Below are 25,058 nucleotides of genomic sequence, written 5' to 3'. Positions count from 1 at the left end.
TCCCCCTTTTTAGTTAAACGGTGTATGTAAGCATTTTCAATATATCAAGATAACGCTTTCATAGTTACCCATGAAACTGTACATTGTTCTTTAAAAAGTATATCGAACCATCATTTAACTTCAGACTCATCTCCATCAAGCGGGAGCCTGATTTGTATACACGTCCCCTTGCTTTCCTCTGAATGGATAGAAAAAGAGAATCGATCCCTATAACAAAGTTTCAACCGGCTATAGGCATTTTTCATCCCTACATGCTCACCCATATCCATATTCTGTTCCAGATATCCTACCAATTCTTTCAATCTTGCTGCGGACATGCCAATACCGTTATCCTCCAGTCCGATACGAAGATTCTGACCCTCCAATTGAACAACAAGCCGAATAATCCCTTCACCCGGTGTAGATTCAATGCCATGTATGCTGGCGTTTTCCACGAATGGCAAGATGACCATTTTTGGTATCCGGTACTTTAACGCTTCAGGATCAGCTTCAATATAATACTGGAGTTTTTCCCCAAAGCGATACTTCTGGATTTGCAAAAAGCTGTCGATTAGCTCCAGTTCCTCCTTCACGGTCACGTCATGCTGATTCCAGCTAATGGACTTACGGAACATTTTTGCCATATGATGCACAATCTTAGCGGTCTCTTTCTCGCCCTTGATCAGGCTCCGCATTCGCACAGATTCAAGCGTGTTAAACAGGAAATGCGGATTAATCTGACTATGTAATGCATGAAGCTGCGCCTGCTGCTGTTTAAGCTCCAGGTCTTTTTTTTGAATATCCGCTAGATATACTTCATCAATAAGATTCCGAATCGTCTCGGTCATCCGGTTGAATTCGGTTGTCAATTGTCCAATCTCGTCCCTTGCATCTTCAGGAGGAATGGTCTGAAAATTTTGTGTTTTTACTTTTTTCATATGTTTGAGAATACGTACCAGTCTGACGTGAATGGAGCGGGACATCGCCGCAATGATAATCGAAGGCAACACGAAATTGATACATGCCAGCCAGACGACGAAGGATCGTGATTTACGAACTTCCTGTAACACGATTTCCTCATCCATCACACCTTGCAGGGACCACCCTTCCAAATAGTTAATGCCAGAATAGACACGATCAAATCGAATGGTTTTATTGGGGAATTCCATTTTTCCGTAAAGCTGTCCAATTGAAACATTCTCTGTGCTTATATCATTCGAAAAGCGAATATGGCCTCCTGGATCAACCAAATACACTTTGCCATCAAAACCGCTGTTGCGAAATTGCTCTTGGAGTAGATCCATATTAAAGTCAATTTTGAGTAATTGTTCGATACCGCCCGTGTCCTGATTGTTTAACCGCTGGATGAGGCTTAACATCTGATCGGTTGCAATCAAGGTTGGATAAGGTACAACATTATCCTGTAATTGCTTATACCAGCTCGTGCTGCGAACCGCTTCATTTAAGTGTTCAATGTAGCCTGAGGACAAAATCGTTGGATTATCGGTATACACTTGGTACCAACGAATGCCTTGACTCAGTTGACCGGAAAACTCTCCTTTGAGATAGGAGTTATATGCCCGAATATACTCCGAGTTACTTTCAAACGAACGAGATAACGTGTCATTGAATACAGGATCAGCATAGAGCGAATACGACAGACCTACCCCCTGGTCAATCGTCACACGTAATTCGTTCTTCAGATTGTTTAACGCCATTCCGGCATCACGAGATTTCTGGTTACGGATATTGGCTGTGGTTACTTGATAGAAAACGACATTCGTCACAACAATCGGAATGAACACCGATAACACGTACATCAGCAACAATTTGTCCCGAAGCTTCATGTAGTTCCACTTCCACCTGATCATTGGGCCCCCCGCTGTCCATCCTCTTTGAGAAGATTACGGTAGGCTGTTGGCGTCATATTAACGATTTTCTCAAACTGGGTCACAAAATAATCCGCATTCTGAAATCCGATACGAGCCGCCACCTCATACATTCGCAGATCCGTCTGGCGAAGCAACTTCTGGGCTTCCTGAACCCGAAGATTCAGCAGATACTCATTAAAATACTGGTTGTAACTTTTACGGAAAAGTCGACCCAGATAGACCGGATTCATATAGAACTGGGCCGCTATACTTTTGAGACTGATATTCTCCATGTAATGGGAATCGATATATCGTTTGATCTTGTTGATATCTCCTTTGGACTGCTCCATCCGCAGTTGCGCAATATACTCCTCTGCTTCCTCCAATGCAGTCAAAAATGCAATTTTCAATAGTCGCAAATTCCATCCATCCTGACCTTGCTCAGCTAATAACTTGAGTTTCTGTAACCCTGCGTCCGTACCTCCCATTTCATGCACAACCGCGAGTATGCCCGTAATGCAACGCAACAGAGAACCTGTAACTGCCTGAGTAGAAAACCGGCGAGAGTGAAACTTGTTAAACATATCGTGCACAATCTCATGACGAGCCTCACGATTTCGCTCTTCCAGACTTAGAATTAGGGGATCAACCTCTTCCTGATTTATGTTAAATACGTATAACGCTTTATCCTTCACTTCTGCATAATGGACAACACTTCCAGGCTCTGCAAATTTATGCTTGGATGCTTCCTCTGCTTCCGCATAAGACCGAGGTGCATCGCTCATGTCATCTATTAATGTACCTGCGTACAAGCCTACATCTGCGCCAAGGTGGTCGCTGAGCATGTTTTGAATCCATTGAATTTTATCGACTACACGTTGTTTTGGTGAGGGTTCCTTCAATAGAACAATCAAGGCAAATCTACCTAGCTGTTCCTCAATAACGTATAGGTTGAACCGATGATCCGCCAACGAATGAAGGATTTCATTAACCTGGTGAAGAGTCACTTTCCGGTGCTCTGAGCCTGTTTGTAATTCAAACAGCACAATGATCAATGACGTCTGATGGTCAATACCTAACATTTCTGCATACCGGATCTCATCTTCTTTTCGAATCTGACCCTTGATCATATCTTTTAACATAATTCGACTGGCTTGTCCTTCCTCCAAAAATGCATGTTTTCGCTTATTCTGGATCAGGTTAGCCGCCTTTTGCAGCGTTGCGGTCATTTCTTCGTCATCAATCGGCTTGAGGATGTAATCCTGGACACCGTACCTTATTGCTTGTTGTGCATACTTGAAATCATGGTAACCGCTAATGATAATAAACACAGGCTCTAGCGTAGGTGACTTGTCAACGGCACGGATGAGCTCGAGTCCATCCAGAATAGGCATTCGGATATCGGTAATAATGACATCAGGATGTAGACACTCCGCCTTATTCAGCGCCTCCAGTCCATTCTCTGCTTCCCCCGCAATCTCCATGCCAAGACTGTGCCAATCAATCAGTTCATGCATTCCTTTACGGATATACATCTCATCGTCGACCAGAAGTACTTTTAACATATGATCTGCCCCTTCCCTTCAAGCGAAAATCGTTGAATGAAATCAACAAAAAACGGTATATTCCAATTATAATTAGAAACCGCTTACAATTCTGCAGCTATTTATACAAGATGGTTCTCATTCTATCCTTTGCCGTGAGCAAATTCATTGCGTGAATCGTTGATTTTATTGCGCGAAAGTACAGACATCAGCTTCATAATATAAAAAAAGCGAAACAGAACCGAGTTTAACCCGGACGTTTCGCTTAAGAAATAGAGGTGAATTTTATGCTATATCCTTATCCTTCTAATCAAGAGGTTACTTTCCACTTTTCCCCTTTTAAAATAATTGAATCTTGTGCACTCTGAAAATTCAGTTCTATATGTTGATCCAGATAAGAAACGCTGACTTTACTTGCCTCGCTTGCACGTATGCTGGCATGAAGCAACTTCCCTTCGCTCCATTCCATATCCACTTCAAATCCGCCGCGCGCTCGCAGCCCTCGAACGGAACCTGTAGGCCATGCTTTTGGCAACGCAGGAAGTAAACGAATCTCACCGCCGTGACTCTGGAGCAACATTTCGGCTATGCCTGCCGTACCTCCAAAGTTTCCATCAATCTGAAACGGAGGATGATCACAGAATAAATTAGGCAGTGTCGAGGAACGAAGCAGCTCCATAACGTTATCATGTGCCTGTTCAGCCTGCTCCAGTCTGGCCCACATGTTCAGAATCCAGGCCCGACTCCAGCCTGTATGTCCGCCGCCATGCTGAAGTCTGCGATCCAGCGTAACACGAGCGGCCTTTGCCAGATCAGGCGTCGCTTTCGGAGTAATCTGTGATCCCGGATGCAGCGCAAACAAATGTGATATGTGTCTATGACCTGGTTCAAGTTCATCGTAATCCTTGCTCCATTCTTGAATCTGTCCGTGTTTTCCCACAGCGATATCCGGAATGCGAGTTAATGCTTCTTGTAACTGTGATGCAAATTCCTGATCTTGTTGCAAAATGTGTGTACTATAAATACACCGCGTGAACAACTCCCGAATAATCTGGTTATCCATCGATGCCCCATAACAAAGCGCACCCGACTCACCATTATCCAGGATATAGATATTTTCCGGTGAGGATGAAGGACATATCGTGAGATTCCCCTCCGGGTCTTGTACAAGGAAATCCAGAATAAACAAAGCTGCCTCTTTCATCGTTTCATATACTTTTTTCAAAAAAATCTTGTCCCTACCGTATTCATAATGATCCCACAGGTGAAGAGACAACCACGCGCCGCCCATCGTCCAGAAGGTCGACGTTAGACAGACATCCTGCGGGGCAGGATCTGCCCATATGTCAGAATTATGATGTGCTACAAATCCGCTACAGCCATACATCTTGCTGGCCGTTTCCCTTCCACGTTCCTGTAGTCGCTCGATAAAATCAAATAACGGGATGTGACACTCCGGCAGATTACAACTCTCGGCTGGCCAATAGTTCATTTCTGTATTGATATTAATGGTGTATTTACTATCCCATACCGGAAGCATGTCTTTGTTCCATATGCCCTGCAGATTGGCAGGTAACGAACCGGGCCGGCTGCTGGAGATTAGCAAGTATCGCCCGAACTGGAAGTACAAACTTACGAGTTCAGGATCATCACCGCCTGCTCTAAGACGCTCGAGTCGTTGATTCATCGGCAGAGTCATATAACTGGTATCTGTGTGTCCACCTTCCAGATGCAGATCCATTCGTTTGAACAGCGCCTGATAGTCAGTGATATGATCCTGAAGTAACTGATCATACGTTTTGGCGGAGGCCGCATCTATTCTTCGTAAACATTCTGCCTCCAAATCTTCCTTGTCATAACGAAAATCAGTGCATGCTGCGATCAGCACGGTGGCGGAATCAGCATTTAAAAGTGACATTTGACCACTCGAATACTGAAGTTCTCCTTGTTCGTGCATGATCCTAATCGCACAACAAAAACGAATCCCACCTTCTCCCCCGCTTCTTCCCCGGACGATCAGTTCACCATTGCTGCGCTGTTCGATTCGATCGATCAACGATTGGAACCCGACCGGATGTCTTAGCGCTCCCGATAACGGCGACCATTGTAACACGGAACCTCTGCCGAACAACGCTGTGAATGATAATTCACCTGGCACGCTACTAGAGAGACGGACTGCTATGACCTGATCAGGATAACTTGAAAAATATTCTCGCTTGTATTGTGTGTTACCTGCTGTGTACTGAACGCTAGCGATCCCTTGTTCCAAATCAAGATATCTCTGATACTCTGCTGTCTCTTCGTCTGCATGATGCATGGCTACATAGAAGTCACCAAGCGGCTCGTAATGTCGTTGCCCATCAGGCACACCCACTAATGAGGTTAACGCTAGTTCCTCTGCCTGCCGAATCTGGCCTTGAAACAGAAGTTCCCTTATGTTATCCAGTGATTGAAGTGAATGCGGGTTGTTCCGCTCCATCGGTCCGCCGTACCAAAGGCTATCTTCATTTAACTGTACTCTCTCTAGATGTGTTTTTCCAAATACCATACCACCGAGGGTTCCGTTTCCAATCGGAAAGGCTTCTTCCCACTGCTCCGCGGCGTGATCAAACCAAATTTTATTCGTATTCATCATTATACCTCCAACGAGAGATGCCAAGGTTCACTGCTGCACTAGCAGCATGACGAACAGGACTCAATATGACCCATCTTACAGGCCGTATAATCAGTTTACTTTGTTCACCCGGCTTCGTAGAATGAAGAAAACTAACCTAAACCTTCACAATGCTAACCCGTTTGGAGGCATAATCATATCTATTCAATCGCTGGAGGTGACTTGATCCCAGTAGTCACCAACGAGACCTTCGATGATGGAGCCGCTGGCCCACGGCATCAGACAGAACCAGGTGCTTGCCGGCGTACCATCGGCATAAGTCTCCGTAACGAGTCCTTGCGAGTGACAAAAGCGCTCGGACATCCATCCTTTTTTGCCAAAACCATATTCACCATCAACACGATTATAGGTTTGACAGCCCCAAGCGATCGTATCATTCATACGCTGACGGATATAGTCATCCTCACGATGCTGAAGATAATACAAAAGCTCATCAACGAGATTGCTCGACATGGGATGAATGTGCGGGTTAGCTACCGAAGTGACGCTTCCTCCAGAACTTGACCAGTTCAATGTACTCAGCGGCGGAATCTGCACTGGCGAGTTATAACAAAATTTAAAACTGAACTCATAGCTGATGGCGTCTCTCATATGATCAAGGAACGTTTCCTCACCGGAGAGTGCATGCAGGAAACGGAGAGCTTTGATATATGCCAGAATGCCTTCCGAATCCACTGCTTTGTCCGCATCAAGCGGAGCACCATAACATTCCATCTGTTTCACATAGGCATTGTAATAATGTGTTTCACTGCGTCTCATTTCCTCCAAATCGGATAAATCATTGATCAACCAGCTGTAATAAGCTTTCGCAGCAAGACACCACGCCCCGCTAAAAGCGTCATACTCCAGGCCTGCACCCGTGCGTTCGGATAATATCGTCGGATATTCGCCATCCGCATTTTTGCTCCGTTCCAGGCATTCAAGTACTTGCTTCACATAGGCGAGCCAGTCATCATGTCTAATCTGCCTTATGCGACATTCATAGTCATAACATTTGAGGATATAAAACATGGCTTGTGCAACGAGATAGGATGAGTGACCTGGTGTACGCATACCGTCAAACCACCAGCCTTTAATGCTCCATTTTCCATCCTGATAAGCATCATACGGAAGTCCTGACTCGGAATTCATCGCATTTTCGATAATGTTTGTGATACAGGACAAAGCCTGCTGACGCATGGGTTCATCGTTCTGACGCAATGCTGCAAGCAGCATGGGGGTTGCAATGGTCATGCCATTGGTCCAACTGATCGAGATGATTTTGTTATACCGATACCCCCCGCTCTCTGCGTCTTCGTACACAAAAGTAGAATAGTGACGGTCATCTGGAAGCCACGCGTAGTCTCGAACAGCAGCGGACATGTCGGATACTGCTGTGCGGATGTCGCTTCCTTGTCTAGGGTGTTCATGGTACTTTTGGTAGACATGCTCTAATGCAGGGTTAATACCCAAGGGCGAAGAGGATTCATAATCATATAATTCAAGGGTGAACGCCACCGATTCTCCTGCTTCCAACACAAAGACGCTCTCTGCCAAGGCTGAGCGCTCGTGCACAAGTCTTGATTTGATAAACAGCAACGGAGCATTCTCATACCCTAAGGTATAACCAACGGTGCCTTTCTCTATTGAACATGTGAAACCTCCATATTGTAGAAAAGTTCCTGTTTGACCCGGATACCACGGCTGCTTCTGTCCACTATGCTTGCTTTCCACCCAATATGGGCTTGCGCTTAGCCCGACAATTCGGCCCGAATCATATACAAGTGCAGCCGGATGCGATAAACGATCGCTTCGAACCATCCACCAAGGGGATGAAGGGCGGGATGGTTTTCCGTCACGAATTCTTGGAAATTCGTTAGGTACGTTTTGGGGGGCTTCTCCCCGATTACGACCATACATAAAGGCAGGCAGAAAAAATCTGGGCTGCTGTTTGTCAAAAGCAAGTTCTACATGAATCACTCCACTCCACCGTTGACTGTCTTCATTCTTAATGGTAATCTGTGCCTGCTTTGGATCATCTGCACAGCCTGTCCCGGCACTCATATTTACGTCAGCCCGAAGATTATGCGTGCTAATACCGGTATAGGCTGTCCCTTCCTGCCTTTTACTGCGTGCGGTAAAGATCAGTTCCATACAATCCTCCAATTCTGTTTTCCCTGTCCCTTCAGAAAACGCTTGCAAATTTTAAACCAAGGTGCTAGGATGGTACCATTTTATAAGTTCAGGTTCGCAATTTCATTGCTTAGATCGTGATATTTATTGCGCCAAACGATTAGGAGGCTTTCATGATATGAATGAATCGCAGGAGTACCAGTATGATCCCATTCAGATGGATCTGCTGTATCTGCATCGTGTCACGACCTACAATATGGGCACATTCTACCATCGGCATAATGGGTATGAGCTGTACATTTTTCTTCGCGGCAATGTGAATTTCTATATTGAGAATCGATGTTACCATCTGGAGCGAGGTGATCTTATTGTTTTAAGTCCAGAGGAAATGCATCGGTCCTTTGCACTCGATAAGAATGAATATGAACGAATCACAATTAATCTGCAAAAATCATATCTTAATCGATTATCCACATCATCTACCAACCTCTCTGCCTGTTTTGATCATCGGCCTAAAGGTAAGGGCAATATCATTCATTTGAATGAAGAAGAGTTAGAGTCATTTCTCAATCTTACAACCCAAGTGGAGCAAATGTTGCTAACCTCAGACTACGGTGCTGATATTATGAGAAATATGCTGATCGCCCGACTGCTTCTCATGACCAATCTGGCTTTTAAACATACGGATTTTGTGCCCACCGACATTATGCCTGAACTGGTTCGTAATACGATGGACTATATCGAAACGAATCTGACCGAGTCTCTCACACTTCAGCACTTATCAGAAAAACTATTTGCCAACAGCAGTTATATAAGCCGTCAATTCAAAAAACATACCGGACTAACGATTCGAAACTATATACTTAACCGCCGCATCGAGCTCGCCCAAATCTGTTTATCGGAAGGTATGAGTATTACCGAGGCCTGTTATCATTCCGGATTCGGCGATTATGCCAACTTTATTCGCAGTTTTACCAAGATGGTCGGAACATCACCAGGTAAGTTTGTACGTAAACACTCGAGTGAGGAATGATAATTATTGTTGAATGACGGTATTGACCCAATGATCAAAGGATGGAGGATATGCATGGAACTTTCAAAAGGGACCTATGGTTTTCGATTTGCCGAAGATCGTGAACTTGAGCTTTGTAAGCTGTATGCAACGGGGAGCGATATCATTACTGATCCGTCGTATTACTGGGATGGGCTGGAACGAACGGATGGTCCTCTTCTTTTATTTCAGTACACCCTTGCAGGAGAAGGTATTTATGAAACAAAGGACCGTACATACCGTGTGACCTCCGGACAGGCTTTTCTTACTGAGATCCCTAGCGCTCATCGATATTATTATCATCCAGAGTCTGATGAGCCATGGCATTTCATCTTCCTACTATTCCGTCCTGATCTCATTCAGGCTCATTGGCAGAAGTTTGTGCGAGAAGCAGGTGAGGTCGCTTTTCTCCCCATGGATTCTGCTCCCATCCGTCTGCTGCGAATGATTGTAACGGATGCGGCGGCAGGAAGGATAACGGACCCTTTGATTGCCTCATCCAGTGTGTATCAGTTCATGACAGAACTTGTTCGTTTACAGACGACAACACGTCATAATCGGGAGAACTGGCCGGAACATATTCAGCAGGCTACGAAGTACATTGAAACCGATTACGCCAGTATGGTCAGCGTGGATCAGCTTGCAGAGCATGTCTCTCTGTCCAAATATCACTTCATTCGCAGATTCTCGGCTAGCACAGGTCTCACTCCAGGTGCCTATCTTACCCGCGTTCGAATCGAGAAAGCGATGGAGTTGCTTCGCGGCACGACATTAAGCATCGAACAGATTGCGGTACAAGTGGGATACTCCAGTGGAAGTTATTTTATCAAAGCTTTTCGAGGATTAACTGGACTTACACCTGGGGAATTTCGAAGCGGTGGCGAAAGTCTCGTATACCGCAGATTATTTTTTGACTGACCGCAATATATTGCTATTGAAGACTCAACATTACTGTAGATTATTGTATTTTACTTCATTATGATGAATGTTACTGAAGCAATAATTTAAATTACGTCAGGTAAAGGAGCCTTCAAATGGATCATACTCTTGTTGCACCAACACCCCCTCTTGGCTGGAACAGCTGGGACTGCTACGGGGCTGCCGTCACTGAAAAGGAAATTCGCGGTAATGCGGAGTATATGGCTACACACTTGAAAGAATATGGTTGGAGTTACATCACCGTTGATATTCAATGGTATGAACCTCTGGCTAACTCATCGCAATACCGCCCTTTCGTTCCACTGATTATGGATGAATACTCACGTCTGATGCCTGCAGAAAACCGCTTTCCTTCAGCTGCGGATGGTCAGGGATTCAAACCACTTGCTGATTATGTTCACAGTCTGGGACTGAAATTCGGCATTCATATTATGCGCGGAATTCCAAGGCAAGCAGTTCATTCCGACACAGCTCTATTAGGAACAAACTCCACCGCCCGTGAGATCGCTCATACCAACTCCATCTGCCCATGGAATACCGATATGTATGGGGTGGATCACCACAAAGAAGGCGCGCAAGCCTACTATGATTCATTGTTTGAATTGTATGCTTCATGGGGTGTCGATCTGGTCAAAGTGGATGATATCGCTGCCTCCAGATTATATGACACACATCAGCCTGAGATTGAGATGATCTCGAAGGCGATCAGACGTGCCGGACGTCCCATGGTATTAAGTCTGTCTCCCGGTCCTGCCCCCGTGGAATACGCTGAATTTTTCGCGGAACAGGCTAACATGTGGCGGGTAACGGATGATTTCTGGGATCAGTGGCCACTTTTGCTAGATATGTTCGACCGCTGCCGTAAGTGGCAGGGCCTTCCTAAGGAGGGATGTTGGCCGGATTGTGATATGTTGCCTCTGGGGCACATTGGTATTCGCTCTGTGGATGGAGGTGGAGCCGATCGGTGGACAAGATTCACTAAGGATGAGCAATTGACGATGATGTCTCTGTGGAGTATCTTCCGTTCTCCTCTCATCTTTGGCGGTGAGTTGCGGGATAACGATGACTGGACGCTGTCCTTGCTGACAAACCGTGAGGTTCTGCGTATGCATCGTGAGAGCCATAGTGCTAGAGAAGCGCTACATCAGGGCGATCTGATCGTATGGACGGCATCTCATGTCGATGGTTCCACTTATGTAGCTGTGTTTAATGTTGGCGAGCAGTCAGCACTCCCGGTGGAACTTAATCTCAATACAGTTGGTTTATCCCTTTCTGCTACAAGCCATGGAACTGAGTTATGGAGTGGCGATGTGACAGAGGTTAACGAGGATATTTTACGCACGGATGTGCCTTCGCACGGTGTGCGCCTGTACCATTTTGCGTGAGCCATTTGACCTGAACCGTTCCATAAAGAAGGGGCCTGTCGTTTATGACAGACCTCTTCTTCTCTATTTTTTTAAAAAAAACGGATTGTAACTATTGGCTTGGAAGAGCATTTTCGGCTTTATTAGAACAATGTAGATGATCCATTCATTTGTCCTTCGGGCTTACGATCAAAATGCCATCTATACACAAAAGTCATTACCACAACCAACATGGCAAGCACAATAAATAGATTACTATATACAAATGCAGACGATCGGCTGATAAAAGGATTGAAACGCATCTGTTGTGCTCCCTCGTCGATGACCTTGCCAAGAACGGTTGTAGATACAGAAGCCGCGATGAAATTAAACATCGACAGTAGTCCCATACCAATGCCGACCTGTTCTTTGGAAAGGGTCTGTGCGATCGTATTAGACAGCGCAATTTGCATATATGATTGACCAAGAACCGCCAAGATTAGAAAAGATGAAACGAAAAACAATGACACGCCGGCAGCAAACGATAGGCTTATGAAGCCGATAACAAGCATCGTCGAGGCTGTATAAATCAAAAAGACATTGCCTTTCTCATCCGCTAACTTTCCTCCTCGTCTTCCCAGTAATGCTGCAGTCAGAGCCGATGGTAACATAATTAGACCTGTCAGAGCCGGATAAGCATCATACACATGGGTTAACAGTTGCGGGATAATAAATGGAATGCTAAATCCACATGCAACTAACACAAATGAAATAATCATTCCCCATGTATAGGAGCGGTTGCGAAAAACAGCTGGTTGCACAAACGGTGATGCTGCGTGGAGAATACGAAGGATAAACAAGGCTAAAACTACAATGCCCATTAGCAAATACCACAAATTTAATTGAGTCAGTGCGAGCAAAATGGCTCCAATGCTTACGGCGAGCAGTATGCCTCCTAGATAGTCCATCTTTTCATACCCTCCCCTCTCATCATTCAAATACTTTCTATAGAAGGGGAGCGTCAACAGCGAAAGTAGCGGAATCGCAAATAGAAACTTCCAATTAAGTGCACTGGATACGAATCCGGCAACAATAGGACCTAACGCAGATCCCAGGGCGATTCCGATCGCAGAAGTACCGAGTGCCTGACCACGCTTGTTTGGCGGAAAATATCGAACTGGTATAATCATGGCCAGAGCTGGAATGACGGCAGCCCCTGCGGCCTGAATCAGACGAGCCAAAATAATCATAAAGTAGGAAGTAGAAAGAATTCCTATAACGGAGCCAGCAGCCAACAATAAGAGTCCAAATGTGATTAAATGTTTAATGCTATATCGATCTGTTAGCTTCCCGTAAGTGACTGTACCAACGGCGTATACAATTAAATATCCGGTAACGATCCAGCTTGTCTCGGAAGCCGACCGTTCGAATTGATCTCCAATGACGGGTAGGACAACATTAAACATCATTCCGTTCATTACGGAGATGATCAAAGTGAAGACAAGCACGCGAAGTAGTGCAGTTTCTTCGCCCGTTGCAGATGTATACTGGATCTCTAAACTCTCTGTGGTCTCCATCGTTTCCCTCTTTTCATTACGTTACTAAAAAACACGCAAAATTGACTGTCAGTACTTACTGTCATATTATGACTTAAAATACTAGGGCGTTAGCGCCCTAGTGAACGTCCACACACTTTCGGTAATCACATCTTCTAATGAAAGCCACGGAAAATGTACATGATCCTCCATATGGTTAATAAACAAGCCATAATTCAATGCCATGAAGGAGAAAGCCTGTAATTCAGCGTTGATCTGAACCACCTTTCCTTGCTGGTACATCGTTTGCAGATATCGGGTTAAAAGCTCAAGTAACTGCTGGGGATGTCTTATCGTTCGTGTTCTTAACTCAGGCAAATGATTCATTTCCTTCAGACTGATCATGAATAGTTTACGGTTCTTATGCATGATTTCATGATAAGTTTTACTAACTAACAATAAGTCAGAATGCAGATTCCACACGACTTTTTCCTCAAAAAGTCGTGTCATTTCTGCGACATAATGATATTCGTCAAATGCACTCTCGAGCAGATTTAGTTTCGTACCAAAGTGGCGAAATAACGTCTTCTCACTTACGCCGGCGGTTAAGGCAATCTCCTGCGTTGTAACACTTTTATATCCCTTAACCGAGATCAGCTCAATCGCCGTTAACATTAACTTCTCTCTTGTGTTCCGTTTACTTGAATTGGACATTAAGCTCTCCTTATTATCGCAATGTCAGTGACCACTGTCATAAGAGAAGACTACCTTTTGCTTATCTCTTTGTCAAGTATCTCAATGAAATTTCAAATATAAGCAGAACCAGCAGTAGGTTTTCGGATAGAAACCACTGCTTTACCTTTCACTTTGCCTTCGGCTAGATCCTGAATAGCTTTAGCAATGTCATGCAGAGCATATTCATGATGAATAACAGGTACAACTCTGCCCTCTTTGACCTGCTCTATCCAAAAGAGTTGATCTTCATGATTCGGCTTGTGAACCAAAACAGACAATTTCTTTTGTTCTAATGTGGAGATAAATGGCGAGTATAACAGGTTCATAAGAATGCGAGGCATTGGTCCTCCAATCATGACATACCTTCCCCCCTTTACAAGTGCATGTTTCAGTGCCGTTACGGAGTGATTACCAATAACGTCCAGGATTACGTCATACGTGGTTCCGAAAGCAGTAAAATCCACCTCCCTGTAGTCCAAAACGTGATCTGCGCCCACGGTTTGCAGCATATGTAACTTGTCAGCTCGATCCACGGCAGTTACTTCAGCTCCCAACAGCTTCGCGTATTGGATACCAAATGTTCCTACGCCTCCGCCCGCACCATTGATCAGGACATGCTGTCCTCTGTGCAACTTACCGTGGTTTCGCAGACCTTGCAACGCCAGAACAGCAGCTTGAGGAATGGCAGCAGCCTGCACATGTGAAATTCCATCCGGTTTTAAGGTAAGTGCCCTTTCAGAAGCGCATACATAATCTGCGAATGCACCCCAGCTACAGCCAGAAAGATCGCCAAAAACTTCGTCTCCTGGTTTAAATCGTGTTACCAAAGAACCCGTTAAAGCTACCCTCCCTGCTACGTCTGCTCCAAGTGTGCGATAGCGCGGTTTACGAACAGCTCCTATACGGTTAATGAATGGTTTACCGCGAAGCAGATCCCAGTCCCATGAATTAACCGATGAAGCGTAAACCTCAATCAACACTTCATAATCCTGAGGAACGGGTACGGCAATTTGCTCCATACGGAGCACTTCCGTTGTTCCGTATGTGTCATAAACGATCGCGTTCATCCTATGCTGTTTGGAGATATAATCATAAGCATCCATATCTTTCATTATACCTACTCCCCGTTTATCACCAAATTTTAATAACCACATTCAGGGTTTGAGCTAAACCAGATCCATCGCTTGAATAGCCAATTGAAAAGCTCGAATTCTTCTTTCAAGCAAGGTATATTGAGGTGTTCCAGCTGCCGACTTCTCCATCATTCGTTCAAGAGAAGGAAGGAGATTGTTCATCACTTGACGTGCCTCGGATATTTCCAAGCCGCTATAATGTTGGTCATCTCTCCCATTCCAGGTGTGCTCCAATATATATAAACTGACGATTAGCGCATGAAGACGTTTCTCTATAACAGATGTATTAGCTTCCTTCCCCTTCATGTTCTTCAGCGCGTTCTCCGATTTGCGGATCGCAGACTGAAAGGCTTCAATGGATTGTCGTTGTACAATCTCAGGTACGGGTTCGTTCATAGGATAATACTCCTTTGCAAAGGATTTAAAATGGCCTTATATGGATGTAGATACAATACGTTCACTGTTTTCAGGCCTATTATAGTCCCATATGGAATAAATGTACAAAACAAAAAAAGCCGCATATCGCGACCTTTTTGTTGAACCATGATAGAACTGGATTAGAGCACCTTTTCCAAAAAACTGATTGTACGTTCGTGCTGCGGTTTACCGAAAATCTGTTCAGGATTACCTTCCTCCACAATATATCCGCCATCCATAAAAATAACCCGATCCGCAACTTCGCGGGCAAAGCCCATCTCATGCGTAACAATGATCATCGTCATACCTTCTCTAGCGAGGTCTTTCATAACGCCAAGCACCTCGCCGACCATTTCGGGGTCAAGCGCCGACGTAGGCTCATCGAACAGCATCACATCCGGGTTCATCGCGAGTGCACGCGCAATAGCTACACGCTGCTTCTGTCCACCCGAGAGCTGGCTTGGAAAGCTATCCGCTTTATCTGCCAGACCGACACGGTCAAGCAAGCGAAGCGCTGTTTCCCGTGCTTGTGCTTGATTTAATTTGCCAAGTTCCATTGGCGCGAACATAATATTTTTCAGCACGCTAAAGTGTGGAAACAGATTAAAATGCTGGAATACCATGCCGATGTTCTCACGGGCTTTATTGATATCGATATCTTTGCTGTTTAAGTCACGATCATCGACAATAACACGGCCTGCGGTGATATCCTCTAAACAGTTCACACAACGCAGAAATGTACTTTTCCCCGAACCGGAGGGGCCGATCACACATACAACCTCTCCTTCGTTCACAGTCACGTCTATTCCTTTCAACACCTGATTGGAACCAAAACTTTTCTTCAGACCTTCTATTCTAATTTTACCCACGACGGATTCTCACCTCCAGATAATCGGCAATTTTAGTCAGTATAATAATAACGATCAAGTACATTATCGCAACCGTTAACCAAATGTCAAACGAGGCCAAGGATCTGGCAATAATGATTTTACCAGACTGCGTAAGCTCAACCAGCCCGATAACGGACAAGATGGACGTATCTTTCAACGTAATAACCATCTGGTTGATAAATGAAGGAATCATCACACGGATCGCCTGAGGAATGACAATTTTCATCATCGCTTTGCGATACGGAAGTCCGAGTGAACGAGCCGCCTCCATCTGTCCGCGATCAATCGATTGAATACCCCCACGGATAATCTCAGTTACGTATGCTCCGGCATTTAAGCTCAACGTCAGAATCGCTGCCAAGAATAGCGGCATCGTAAATCCGAATGCCTGAGGGATACCGAAGTAAATGAAAAATGCGAGAACAAGCAACGGAATACCCCGGAAGACATCCACGAATACGGTAGCAATCCCACGTAAAATTTTGTTGCGTCCTACCTTCATAAAGGCAAAGATTAAGCCGATGATAAAGGCAAAAAATAGAGACATGATCGTATATAAAAGTGTGTTTCCCAAACCTTTCAGCAAGGATGGAAGAGACTTGATTACAAGTTCCATCCGTCCCAGGCTTGCAACAGTCTCCGCATTGTCACCTATATACTTATCTACAATACGCTTGTATTCACCGCTTTCCTTGATGTTTGCAAGGCCTGCATTAAACTTCTGCAGCAACTCCTGGTTTTTACCTTTACTTACAGCAAAGCCGTAAGGGGCACCTTTTTCTGGTTCTGTAACAACTTTCAGTCCGTTTTTTTGATTCTCCCCATATTTCAATACAGGGTAATCATCAAAACAGGCTGCAGAATTTCCCGTTTTCACATCTTCATACATTAGCGCCGAATCATCAAAAGGTACAATGGTAAACCCATACTTAGATGCGTTCGCTTCAGCAAAACGATACCCTTCCGTCCCCGTTTTTACTGCAACCTTTTTACCACGCAGATCCTCATAGCTTTTTATTGTATCATTGTTCGCTTTAATGCCCATAACAACGCCTGATTCAAAATACATATCGGAAAAATCAAATTGGGTTTTACGTTCATCCGTAATACTCATACCTGCAATAACACCATCTACTTGATTGGATTCCAGTGCCTGCACCGCTGCGTTAAAACCTAAGGCTTTGATCTCATATTTGAAATTCTGGTCCTTCGCAATCGCTGCAAGGATATCCATGTCAATGCCGACAAGTTCTCCGTTTATATCCTCAAATTCAAACGGTGCGAAGGTAATGTCGGTACCGATCACATAAGTTTTGCCCGAATCCGATTGTGCCTGCACACTTCCCGTCCAACCTGTAAAGCCGGACACCAGAAGCAGCACCATGGTAAGTATAATTAATGTAATCCTGTTATTCTTCATATGTCCTCCTCGTCTTGACGTCATGCCATACGTATGTCCCGAATCATGCTAAGGTTATTATTCTCAGCTCTTGACCAATCAATGCTCTTTCTACCCACCTTCATTTTTGTTTCCATGGCATTTCTTCAATCCACTTGTAAAAGTCCTCTTATACTTACCCTGGTGGTCAGGTTGTCGAAACTTTAATTTTAAATTTGAAACATTAAAATGCCAAAAAGCCGCAAAATGCGACTTTTTGGCTATCTTATAGATATGCATTAATTCTCAATCGATAAACTATAATTCTTAAGATGGGTTCATGCTTTATTTTAACGTAATCTCAAAGACTGATCCAGCTTCACCAGCAAAGACAAGGTAGCCTCTCTCGGGCAGTACCATGGTCGTTTGACCACTGACTACGCTGTGATTCAGACTGACACCAGACGCATCATACACAACAAATGAACCATCGGAGGGCAAATTCACTTTCATTTCTTTCCCGCGAGCCGCAGCTGGAATCGAAAACCATTTGGCATAACCATTCGACTGGATCGTCGTTTTGGATTGCTGACCTGCATAGATCGGTTTCACGATATCCTGGTTGGCATATATATTGCCTCCTTGTGACACATACTCCACACCGTCTTGTTTGTAAAAGGTAAATTCCATCGTATCACGACCTGCTACACCCGGAATCTGCAATTGATTCACAGCCTGATCCCCATCTGTAATAGCATTCGTATAAATATAACCTGGTAACTCACTTAACAACTGAATAGGTATCAGCGGCATTGCTGTATTATATAGAGTCGAGGTATGTTTCTCATTCACGAGTACATACGCTTTACCCACACGCGCTTGCCACGCAGCTTTGGCTTCGTCTGACAATAGATTGGCTTGAAGCTTTTCAGCCTTATACTCCGAAGAAGCAAGCTGACCGAGCCCAGGAGCCGATTGATACGAACGTGTCCAAAGATACGTATTTCCGTTATCTTCCTTAACAAATTTCACTTTCTCCGTACCTGCCTCATTCACAAAAGAACCGTCAGCAATATAGGTGTACGTCTGTTTCGGGCTATTTGGTGTCGCTAACATCGACATCGTGAGTTGCCCATTCTCCTGAACATCCAGCTTCATCAACATGTTGGCTCCGCCACCATAGATTCCTGAATGTTTCATCTCTTCCTTCGGCATCTCTGCTTTCACAGGTACTCCATGTGACTTCTCCGGTTTACGCTCCGGAATCAGCTTCTTTTCTTCCAGGCTACTTAGCAACAGCTCTGTTGCAATCAATTGATTCGTTGAACTTGAACCTCCCGAAGATGTAACGGCTGCAGCCATATTATACTCAGGCAATACAATCAGAGAGGAATGATAAGCAATTGTATTTCCGCCTTTAGTCCATGCCTTGATCCCATACTGATTGAACGGAAACAAGTTTACACTATCCCACCCAAGTCCATACGCAATGGATGAATCACCGTCCTCTGGCCACTTTCCCCTCTTGTACTCTTCCTGTCCGGTAGCTTTCGCTGATTCTTCGGAAAGAACACCATTCTTCTCGTTCGTGAATACTTGTGACAGCTTCACTAAATCTTCGGCTGTGGAATAGATGCCACCTGAAGCAATCATATTGGTTGTCTCCAAAGGCTGCCGTTCCTTCTTGGCGGAGTACGTCGTTGCCATGTGTTTCACATCGAGCGGATCTTGTGGCGTCTTGGTATGATTCATGCCAAGGGGTGCTGTGATATGACGATGCATGAATTCCGTAAAGCTCAACCCGCTAACTCGTTCTACCAGAATCTCAGCTAATGAAAACCCGTCATTACTATAAACCGAGTAAGCTCCAGGATCTGCCTTCAAATGTTGTGAGGCTAGCTGTTCCAGTAATGTATCATGTGCGTGTGTATCTGGATCTTCGAACAGGATCGCGCTGTTACTGGATGTGCCAAGCAATCCCGATGAATGATTTAACAGCATACGTACTGTAATCTGAGCATAACGCTTGTCCTTCATTTTAAATTCAGGAATATAGCCCACTACAGGATCATCCAATTTCACTTTGCCCTCATCCACCAACTTCATGACAGCGGTTGTGAGAAACATTTTACTTGTTGATCCTATGCCATACATGGTGTTTGACGTGAGTGGCACACGATTCTCCGGGTCATTCATTCCTGTCTGTCCAGAGAGAACGATCTCCCCTCCATCGATAAGTGCGTACTGTACACTCGCAACACCGTAGGTTTCGGTCAGTGTTTTCGTTTTCGCTGCAACTGATTTTTGAGTCAATCCGTAGTCTAGTTTACCTGGAAGCTCGGTAGCATATGCAGCTGTGGGCGTTAACATCGCAAATACCAAGGTCATGGCAACGATGGACATTCTTTTTTTTCGTATCAAATTCATCTTCTCCTATTCTGCTCTGTGGTCGTCGTGTATGAGCTGTTACCTAACGCAGTATAAACAAAGAAAATGAACTACCCACGTCCTGAATATGAACTGGAGATGAACAGGAAAAAATATATTCATCGTGATTCATCATTGCAGCTTGAACCATTGTCATGATAATATTTCCTACAATGGAAGGCCCAAATTTTCATTATGTGCTATTAATATACAATCCATAAATTCAACAACAACGGAGTTGTTATGATGTTAAAAGTAAACCGAAAAGATGACCGTCCCATCTGGCAACAGCTGCTTGACCAGGCTATTCACAACATTACAACCGGGAACTGGCCTCCAGGTGAGCTGCTACTTCCGTCACGTGAGTTAGCCGGGCGAATCGGTGTTTCACGATCTACAATTCAGATCGTTTACGAAGAATTATTCAGCCGGGGTTATACAGTAACTTCACGTCGGGGTGGAACAAGAGTCAGTAGCTCGATCCAAGTACTCCGCTCTTTAGAAGAGGAGCCGCAGTCCGGGCCTGTGCCTCCCGTATTGCCTTTAGTACACGAATCCATTGCCAAACTGCAGAGTTGGTTTGGAGATCATGATACCATGCAGGTGGACATTGATTTTAACCCTCACGAACCTTACATCGATGAGACGTTCACCCAATCCTGGAGAAAATCATTTTTGCAGGTATCTGCTGAACCCAACCTCGATATCTGGTCGTATGGCGATGCCAGAGGTTTCCTGCCGCTACGGGAACAGATCCAGCGATACTTGTCATTAGAACGAGGAATTCATATTGAAGCTGATCAGATTTTGTTAACTTCAGGTGCTCAGCACAGCATTGATTTGATTGCTCAGGCACTTCTGACTGAAGGAGACAGAGTGTCCGTGGAGGACCCCGGTTTTCCTGCTGCCTGGACCACCATGAAATACCGCGGTATGCAGATTGATGCCGTACCGGTAGATGAGCAGGGACTATGTGTAGATCGCATCCACCCAGAATCGAGGCTCGTATTTGTCACCCCTTCGCACCAATGCGCGACCGGAATCATCATGTCTGAGCCACGAAGACAGCAATTCATGCAGTTGGCCGGAAAACGTGGAATGTGGATTATCGAGGACGATTACGATAGCGAATTCAGATATCGTGGAGACCCGATTCCTACCCTGTTCAGCCAGCTGCCTCAGAATACGCTTTATATGATGAGTTTCTCCAAAATGATTGCGCCCGGTATACGTTTATCCGCAATTATAGGACCTCAGGCAGCGATTGAGCGGCTTACCCAGATTCATGAACTGACTTATCGCCATTTACCCATAATGGAGCAGCTGACGCTGAATCATTTTATTGAACGTGGGCAATTTATGCGCCACATGAGAAGAGTTCGTAACATTTATCGCCGCAGACACGAGGTCATGACCAAAGCGATCCATTCTTCCGGTCTTAGTTCGCGTTTTAGATTAAGCGGAGTAGAAACGGGATTACATATCCTTCTTGAAGCAGATGCGTCATGTGATGAAGCAGCAATAACCTCTGCCGCCCGCAAGCAGGGTGTCTGTGTTTATCCGTTGAGCAGATACTGTCTGGAGAGTGATCGTAAGGGGTGGGTATTAGGTTTTGCAAAAGTGGATGAGGAACGAATTGAAGAAGGCATCTCCCGATTTGCCCGTACCTTATAATAACGATTGAATAGAGCCCTCCGGCAATGCTAATGGACAATTAGAGAAGATTGCAGGCGGGCTCTATCTATTTATGAGGTGAACGATGTCCCTGCTTCGTACAGGGGAAACCGTGATGTGATCTCGCGCACACAACCTGATATGTGCTGTTTTACTTTAGTGTTCGCTGGATTTTTAAAAGCAAGCGCGATAAGCTCGGCAATTTCTTTCATCTCCCCGGCACCAAGTCCTCTCGTTGTCATGGCAGGCGTTCCAAACCGAATACCGCTTGTAACTAACGGACTCGCTGTATCATGAGGAATCGAATTTTTGTTTGCCGTGATGCCTGCTTCATCCAGCATAATTTGAGCGTCTTTACCCGTAAGGCCAACGCTGCGCAGATCAACGAGAATGAGATGATTATCTGTCCCTCCAGAAACTAGAGTAAGCCCTTCATTGATTAGTGTTTCCGCCATTACTTTAGCATTATTCAGAACGTTGCTCATATAAACAGTGAAATTAGATTGCATTGCTTCCCCAAAAGCGACTGCTTTTCCAGCAATAATATGCATAAATGGCCCACCCTGCGTTCCTGGAAATACAGCTTTATCGATGGCCTGTGCCCAGGATTCTTTACACAAAATAGCACCTCCACGCGGACCTCGCAGCGTCTTATGTGTCGTGGTTGATACAATATGTGCATGCGGTACGGGGTTAGGGTGTAATCCTGCTGCAACAATGCCCGCAATGTGTGCCATATCTACAAACAGTAATGCTCCCACTTCGGAAGCAATTTGAGCAAAAATCTCAAAATCAATACGCCTCGGGTATGCACTCCCGCCTGCAACGATCATTCGTGGACGATGTTTGTGAGCCAGTTTTCGAACTTCATCGAAGTCAATAAGACCTGTTTGTGGATCAACTCCATAGGGAACAAAGTGATAAAATCTTCCTGAAAAATTAACAAGATTCCCATGTGTCAGATGACCGCCATGAGCAAGATTCATTCCAAGAATCGTATCTCCCATCTGGACTGAGGCAAAATATACAGCCATATTCGCCTGTGAACCGGAATGAGGCTGCACATTCGCATGTTCAGCACCAAATAATTGTTTCAGGCGCTGATTAGCAATATCCTCTACGGTATCAACATGCTCGCATCCCCCATAATATCTTCTGCCCGAATAACCCTCTGCATATTTATTGGTTAATACGCTGGCCGTGGCCTCCATTACGGCTTGGCTCACAAAATTCTCTGAAGCAATCAGTTCTATCGTATCCCTCTGCCTTGCAAGCTCGTGACGGGTTGCTGCTGCCAAAATTTCATCTTGGCTCTCTATATGTTTTAACATTCTGATCATCATCCCTTCCAGGTTTCTTAGCCATTTGTTCCAAGTGGTTTTTTGGCAAATTTATAATGGATTAGTAGATGCGCCATAACTCCTGCTACAAGTCCCCAAAATGCACCGCCGATGCCAAACAAAGTTACATTAGCCGCTGTCGCTAAAAATGTTATTAATGCCGTCTCCCGTCCGTTCGGGTCCGCCAGAGCGTTAGCCAGGCTGCCGCCGATCGTTCCAAGTAAAGCTAGCCCTGCTAATGTGGCGATAAAAGCTGCGGGTAGAATTAAAAATAATGCGGCTAAGGTTACGCCAAAAATTCCGACAGTTATGTAGAAGACTCCGCAGGCAATGCCTGCAATATAACGCTTGGACGCATCTTCATGCGCATCTTTCCCTGTGCATATGGCTGCGGTAATGGCTGCCACGTTAAATGCATGTGAGCCAAATGGTGCAGCAATTAGTGAACCCAGTCCGGTTATAGTTAATATAGGATTGGCACTCGTTCGAAAACCGTCATTGCGGAGGACCAGCATACCTGGCATGTACTGCCCCGTCAGCGTAATAATAAATAACGGCAGGGCCACACCGAGCAACGCTTGAATTGAGAATTCAGGCGCAGTGAATACAGGTAAAGCGACTGCGAGCTGAATGGAACTGAAATCCGTTTTTCCCATAATCACCAGGTAGATCAGACCGAGAACCAATATACCAACGATGGCATAGCGAGATGTAAACCGTTTTAATACGATATAGGCGGTGAACAACAGAATAACCAGTAAAGGTTCGACCTTGGCTCCTTCAAACGCGGAGATACCAAACTGGAGTAAAATGCCTGCAAGTAAACCCGAAGCGATCCCTGGCGGGATCAATCGCACGAACCGTTCGAACAAACCAGACATGCCCAAAATGATAAAACCCACGGCTGATATCATATAAGCACCTACGGCTTCTGAATAAGGAGTTACAGCCAGCATGGAGACAAGGAAAGCTGCAGCTGGAGTAGACCACGCAGTAATGATAGGTTCTTTGTAGCGGTAACTAAGCCATATCCCCGTGATCCCGACGCCAATCGAAATGGACCATATCCAGGATGCGGTCATTTCCGGGCTCAATCCAGCTGCTTTGGCCGCTTGAAACACAAGAATGAACGTCCCTCCGTAATTGACAATTACAGAAATTAATGCAGCGGTCACTGGTGATATTAGATCGCGCCCGCGAATCTTATTAGATGCTGTTTTCAATGTAAACCCCTGCCCCTCAACTAATCTTCTATCTTTTTATGTTCGTTCCAGTAATATTCATCGGGCAGATAACGTGGGCCAAACACATTGGTTCCCACACGAACGATGGTCGCTCCCTCTTCAATCGCCATACTGAAATCACCGGACATGCCCATCGATAACATTTCCATCTCGACGCGTGGGATGTTTCTCTCTCTGATCTGCATGCTGAGCTGTTTCAACAAGCGAAAACATTGGCGTGTCTCATCAGCTGATGCATGCAGCTTCCCTATCGTCATTAATCCTTTTACATGAAGCGTTTCAAATTGAGACAATTGTTCAACGAGTTCCACTGCATCCTCTGGAGAAGCACCGAATTTACTTTCTTCATAGGACGTATTAATTTGTACAAGAATGTCCATTGTCCGCTGTTCTTTGACAAGCTGGTCATGCAAGACCTGCCCGAGCTTCAGACGATCCACCGAATGGATCATTGTCACATACTTGACTACCTCCTTTACTTTATTCGTCTGCAGATGGCCGATAAAATGCCATTCCAACGCTTTGGACTGCTCCATAAGAGGATATTTATCTCGCAGTTCCTGCACCTTGTTTTCTCCAAACAGATGTTCACCTGCCTGCACGGCAATCTGTAACTTCTCCAGCGGTACCGTTTTCGTGGCTAAAAGCAGCTGCACATCGTTAACATTTCGTCCAGAAGCCTTGCAAGCCAGTGCCATTTGTTTTCTAACCATTTTTAAATTTTCTTCAACCGGATAATCCAAGCCGGATGCCCCTTTCTACTCACCATTTG

The 25,058-nt window shown here is 45.0% G+C and carries 18 protein-coding genes; 4 read left to right on the top strand and 14 right to left on the bottom strand.

The window, feature by feature from the left end; all coding sequences use genetic code 11:
* Window positions 1-110: 110 nt before the first annotated feature.
* The 4 genes from ACT89M_RS14205 to ACT89M_RS14190 form a co-directional block, all read right to left on the bottom strand.
* Window positions 111-1,850 carry a cache domain-containing sensor histidine kinase gene (locus tag ACT89M_RS14205; RefSeq protein WP_487345295.1) on the bottom strand — a complete coding sequence of 580 codons (1,740 nt, stop codon included), beginning with the start codon at window positions 1,848-1,850 and terminating at the stop codon, window positions 111-113.
* Window positions 1,847-3,415: a response regulator gene (locus ACT89M_RS14200; protein WP_154889126.1), complete on the bottom strand. Its 1,569-nt coding sequence runs from the start codon at window positions 3,413-3,415 to the stop codon at window positions 1,847-1,849. The genes ACT89M_RS14205 and ACT89M_RS14200 overlap by 4 nt, the downstream gene beginning before the upstream one ends.
* Window positions 3,416-3,704: 289 nt before the next feature.
* Complete coding sequence (locus ACT89M_RS14195; protein WP_154889128.1) at window positions 3,705-6,026, bottom strand: glycosyl hydrolase family 95 catalytic domain-containing protein; 2,322 nt, start codon at window positions 6,024-6,026, stop codon at window positions 3,705-3,707.
* Between the two features lie 186 nt (window positions 6,027-6,212).
* Window positions 6,213-8,201, bottom strand: coding sequence for a hypothetical protein (locus ACT89M_RS14190; protein ID WP_308721827.1), 1,989 nt, complete (start codon window positions 8,199-8,201; stop codon window positions 6,213-6,215).
* A 157-nt stretch (window positions 8,202-8,358) separates the two neighbouring features.
* Here ACT89M_RS14190 and ACT89M_RS14185 point away from each other — a divergent pair, with 157 nt between their 5' ends.
* The 3 genes from ACT89M_RS14185 (at window position 8,359) to ACT89M_RS14175 (ending at window position 11,555) form a co-directional block, all read left to right on the top strand.
* Entirely contained in the window at window positions 8,359-9,213 is an 855-nt protein-coding gene (locus tag ACT89M_RS14185) for a helix-turn-helix domain-containing protein (protein ID WP_154889132.1), read from the top strand.
* A gap of 54 nt (window positions 9,214-9,267) precedes the next feature.
* Window positions 9,268-10,149: a helix-turn-helix domain-containing protein gene (locus ACT89M_RS14180; protein WP_154889134.1), complete on the top strand. Its 882-nt coding sequence runs from the start codon at window positions 9,268-9,270 to the stop codon at window positions 10,147-10,149.
* A gap of 116 nt (window positions 10,150-10,265) precedes the next feature.
* Window positions 10,266-11,555, top strand: coding sequence for a glycoside hydrolase family 27 protein (locus ACT89M_RS14175; RefSeq protein WP_154889135.1), 1,290 nt, complete (start codon window positions 10,266-10,268; stop codon window positions 11,553-11,555).
* A 122-nt stretch (window positions 11,556-11,677) separates the two neighbouring features.
* Here ACT89M_RS14175 and ACT89M_RS14170 read toward each other — a convergent pair whose 3' ends face one another.
* The 7 genes from ACT89M_RS14170 to ACT89M_RS14140 form a co-directional block, all read right to left on the bottom strand.
* Complete coding sequence (locus ACT89M_RS14170; RefSeq protein ID WP_154889137.1) at window positions 11,678-13,090, bottom strand: MFS transporter; 1,413 nt, start codon at window positions 13,088-13,090, stop codon at window positions 11,678-11,680.
* Window positions 13,091-13,171: 81 nt separating this feature from the next.
* The gene (locus ACT89M_RS14165; protein WP_154889139.1) at window positions 13,172-13,762 is read right to left on the bottom strand and encodes a TetR/AcrR family transcriptional regulator; all 591 of its coding nucleotides are present in this window, start codon (window positions 13,760-13,762) and stop codon (window positions 13,172-13,174) included.
* Between the two features lie 92 nt (window positions 13,763-13,854).
* Window positions 13,855-14,895, bottom strand: a complete 1,041-nt coding sequence (locus ACT89M_RS14160) for an NAD(P)-dependent alcohol dehydrogenase (RefSeq protein ID WP_261769269.1) — start codon at window positions 14,893-14,895, stop codon at window positions 13,855-13,857.
* A gap of 54 nt (window positions 14,896-14,949) precedes the next feature.
* The gene (locus tag ACT89M_RS14155) at window positions 14,950-15,312 is read right to left on the bottom strand and encodes a hypothetical protein (RefSeq protein ID WP_154889141.1); all 363 of its coding nucleotides are present in this window, start codon (window positions 15,310-15,312) and stop codon (window positions 14,950-14,952) included.
* A 161-nt stretch (window positions 15,313-15,473) separates the two neighbouring features.
* Window positions 15,474-16,202, bottom strand: a complete 729-nt coding sequence (locus tag ACT89M_RS14150) for an amino acid ABC transporter ATP-binding protein (protein ID WP_154889143.1) — start codon at window positions 16,200-16,202, stop codon at window positions 15,474-15,476.
* Entirely contained in the window at window positions 16,195-17,643 is a 1,449-nt protein-coding gene (locus ACT89M_RS14145; RefSeq protein WP_154889146.1) for an amino acid ABC transporter substrate-binding protein/permease, read from the bottom strand. Before ACT89M_RS14145 ends, ACT89M_RS14150 begins: the two co-directional genes overlap by 8 nt.
* 303 nt (window positions 17,644-17,946) lie before the next feature.
* On the bottom strand, window positions 17,947-20,028 hold the full coding sequence (locus ACT89M_RS14140; protein ID WP_308721828.1) for a serine hydrolase domain-containing protein: 2,082 nt from the start codon (window positions 20,026-20,028) through the stop codon (window positions 17,947-17,949).
* 246 nt (window positions 20,029-20,274) lie between these two features.
* Here ACT89M_RS14140 and pdxR point away from each other — a divergent pair, with 246 nt between their 5' ends.
* The gene (gene pdxR / locus ACT89M_RS14135) at window positions 20,275-21,702 is read left to right on the top strand and encodes a MocR-like pyridoxine biosynthesis transcription factor PdxR (protein WP_308722015.1); all 1,428 of its coding nucleotides are present in this window, start codon (window positions 20,275-20,277) and stop codon (window positions 21,700-21,702) included.
* Window positions 21,703-21,773: 71 nt separating this feature from the next.
* On the opposite strand, the gene ACT89M_RS14130 is transcribed toward pdxR, so the two are convergent.
* From ACT89M_RS14130 to ACT89M_RS14120, 3 genes are read right to left on the bottom strand one after another with little or no spacing between them, the layout of a single operon-like run.
* Complete coding sequence (locus tag ACT89M_RS14130) at window positions 21,774-23,033, bottom strand: serine hydroxymethyltransferase (protein WP_308721829.1); 1,260 nt, start codon at window positions 23,031-23,033, stop codon at window positions 21,774-21,776.
* Window positions 23,034-23,059: 26 nt separating this feature from the next.
* Window positions 23,060-24,265, bottom strand: a complete 1,206-nt coding sequence (locus ACT89M_RS14125; RefSeq protein WP_154889152.1) for a benzoate/H(+) symporter BenE family transporter — start codon at window positions 24,263-24,265, stop codon at window positions 23,060-23,062.
* Window positions 24,266-24,285: 20 nt separating this feature from the next.
* The gene (locus tag ACT89M_RS14120; protein ID WP_090915889.1) at window positions 24,286-25,029 is read right to left on the bottom strand and encodes a YggS family pyridoxal phosphate-dependent enzyme; all 744 of its coding nucleotides are present in this window, start codon (window positions 25,027-25,029) and stop codon (window positions 24,286-24,288) included.
* Window positions 25,030-25,058: the final 29 nt, after the last annotated feature.

Source organism: Paenibacillus sp. NN59, assembly GCF_057597225.1.
The sequence above is the reverse complement of the archived record's forward strand: the minus strand, read 5'-3'. Positions and strand labels throughout refer to the sequence as shown.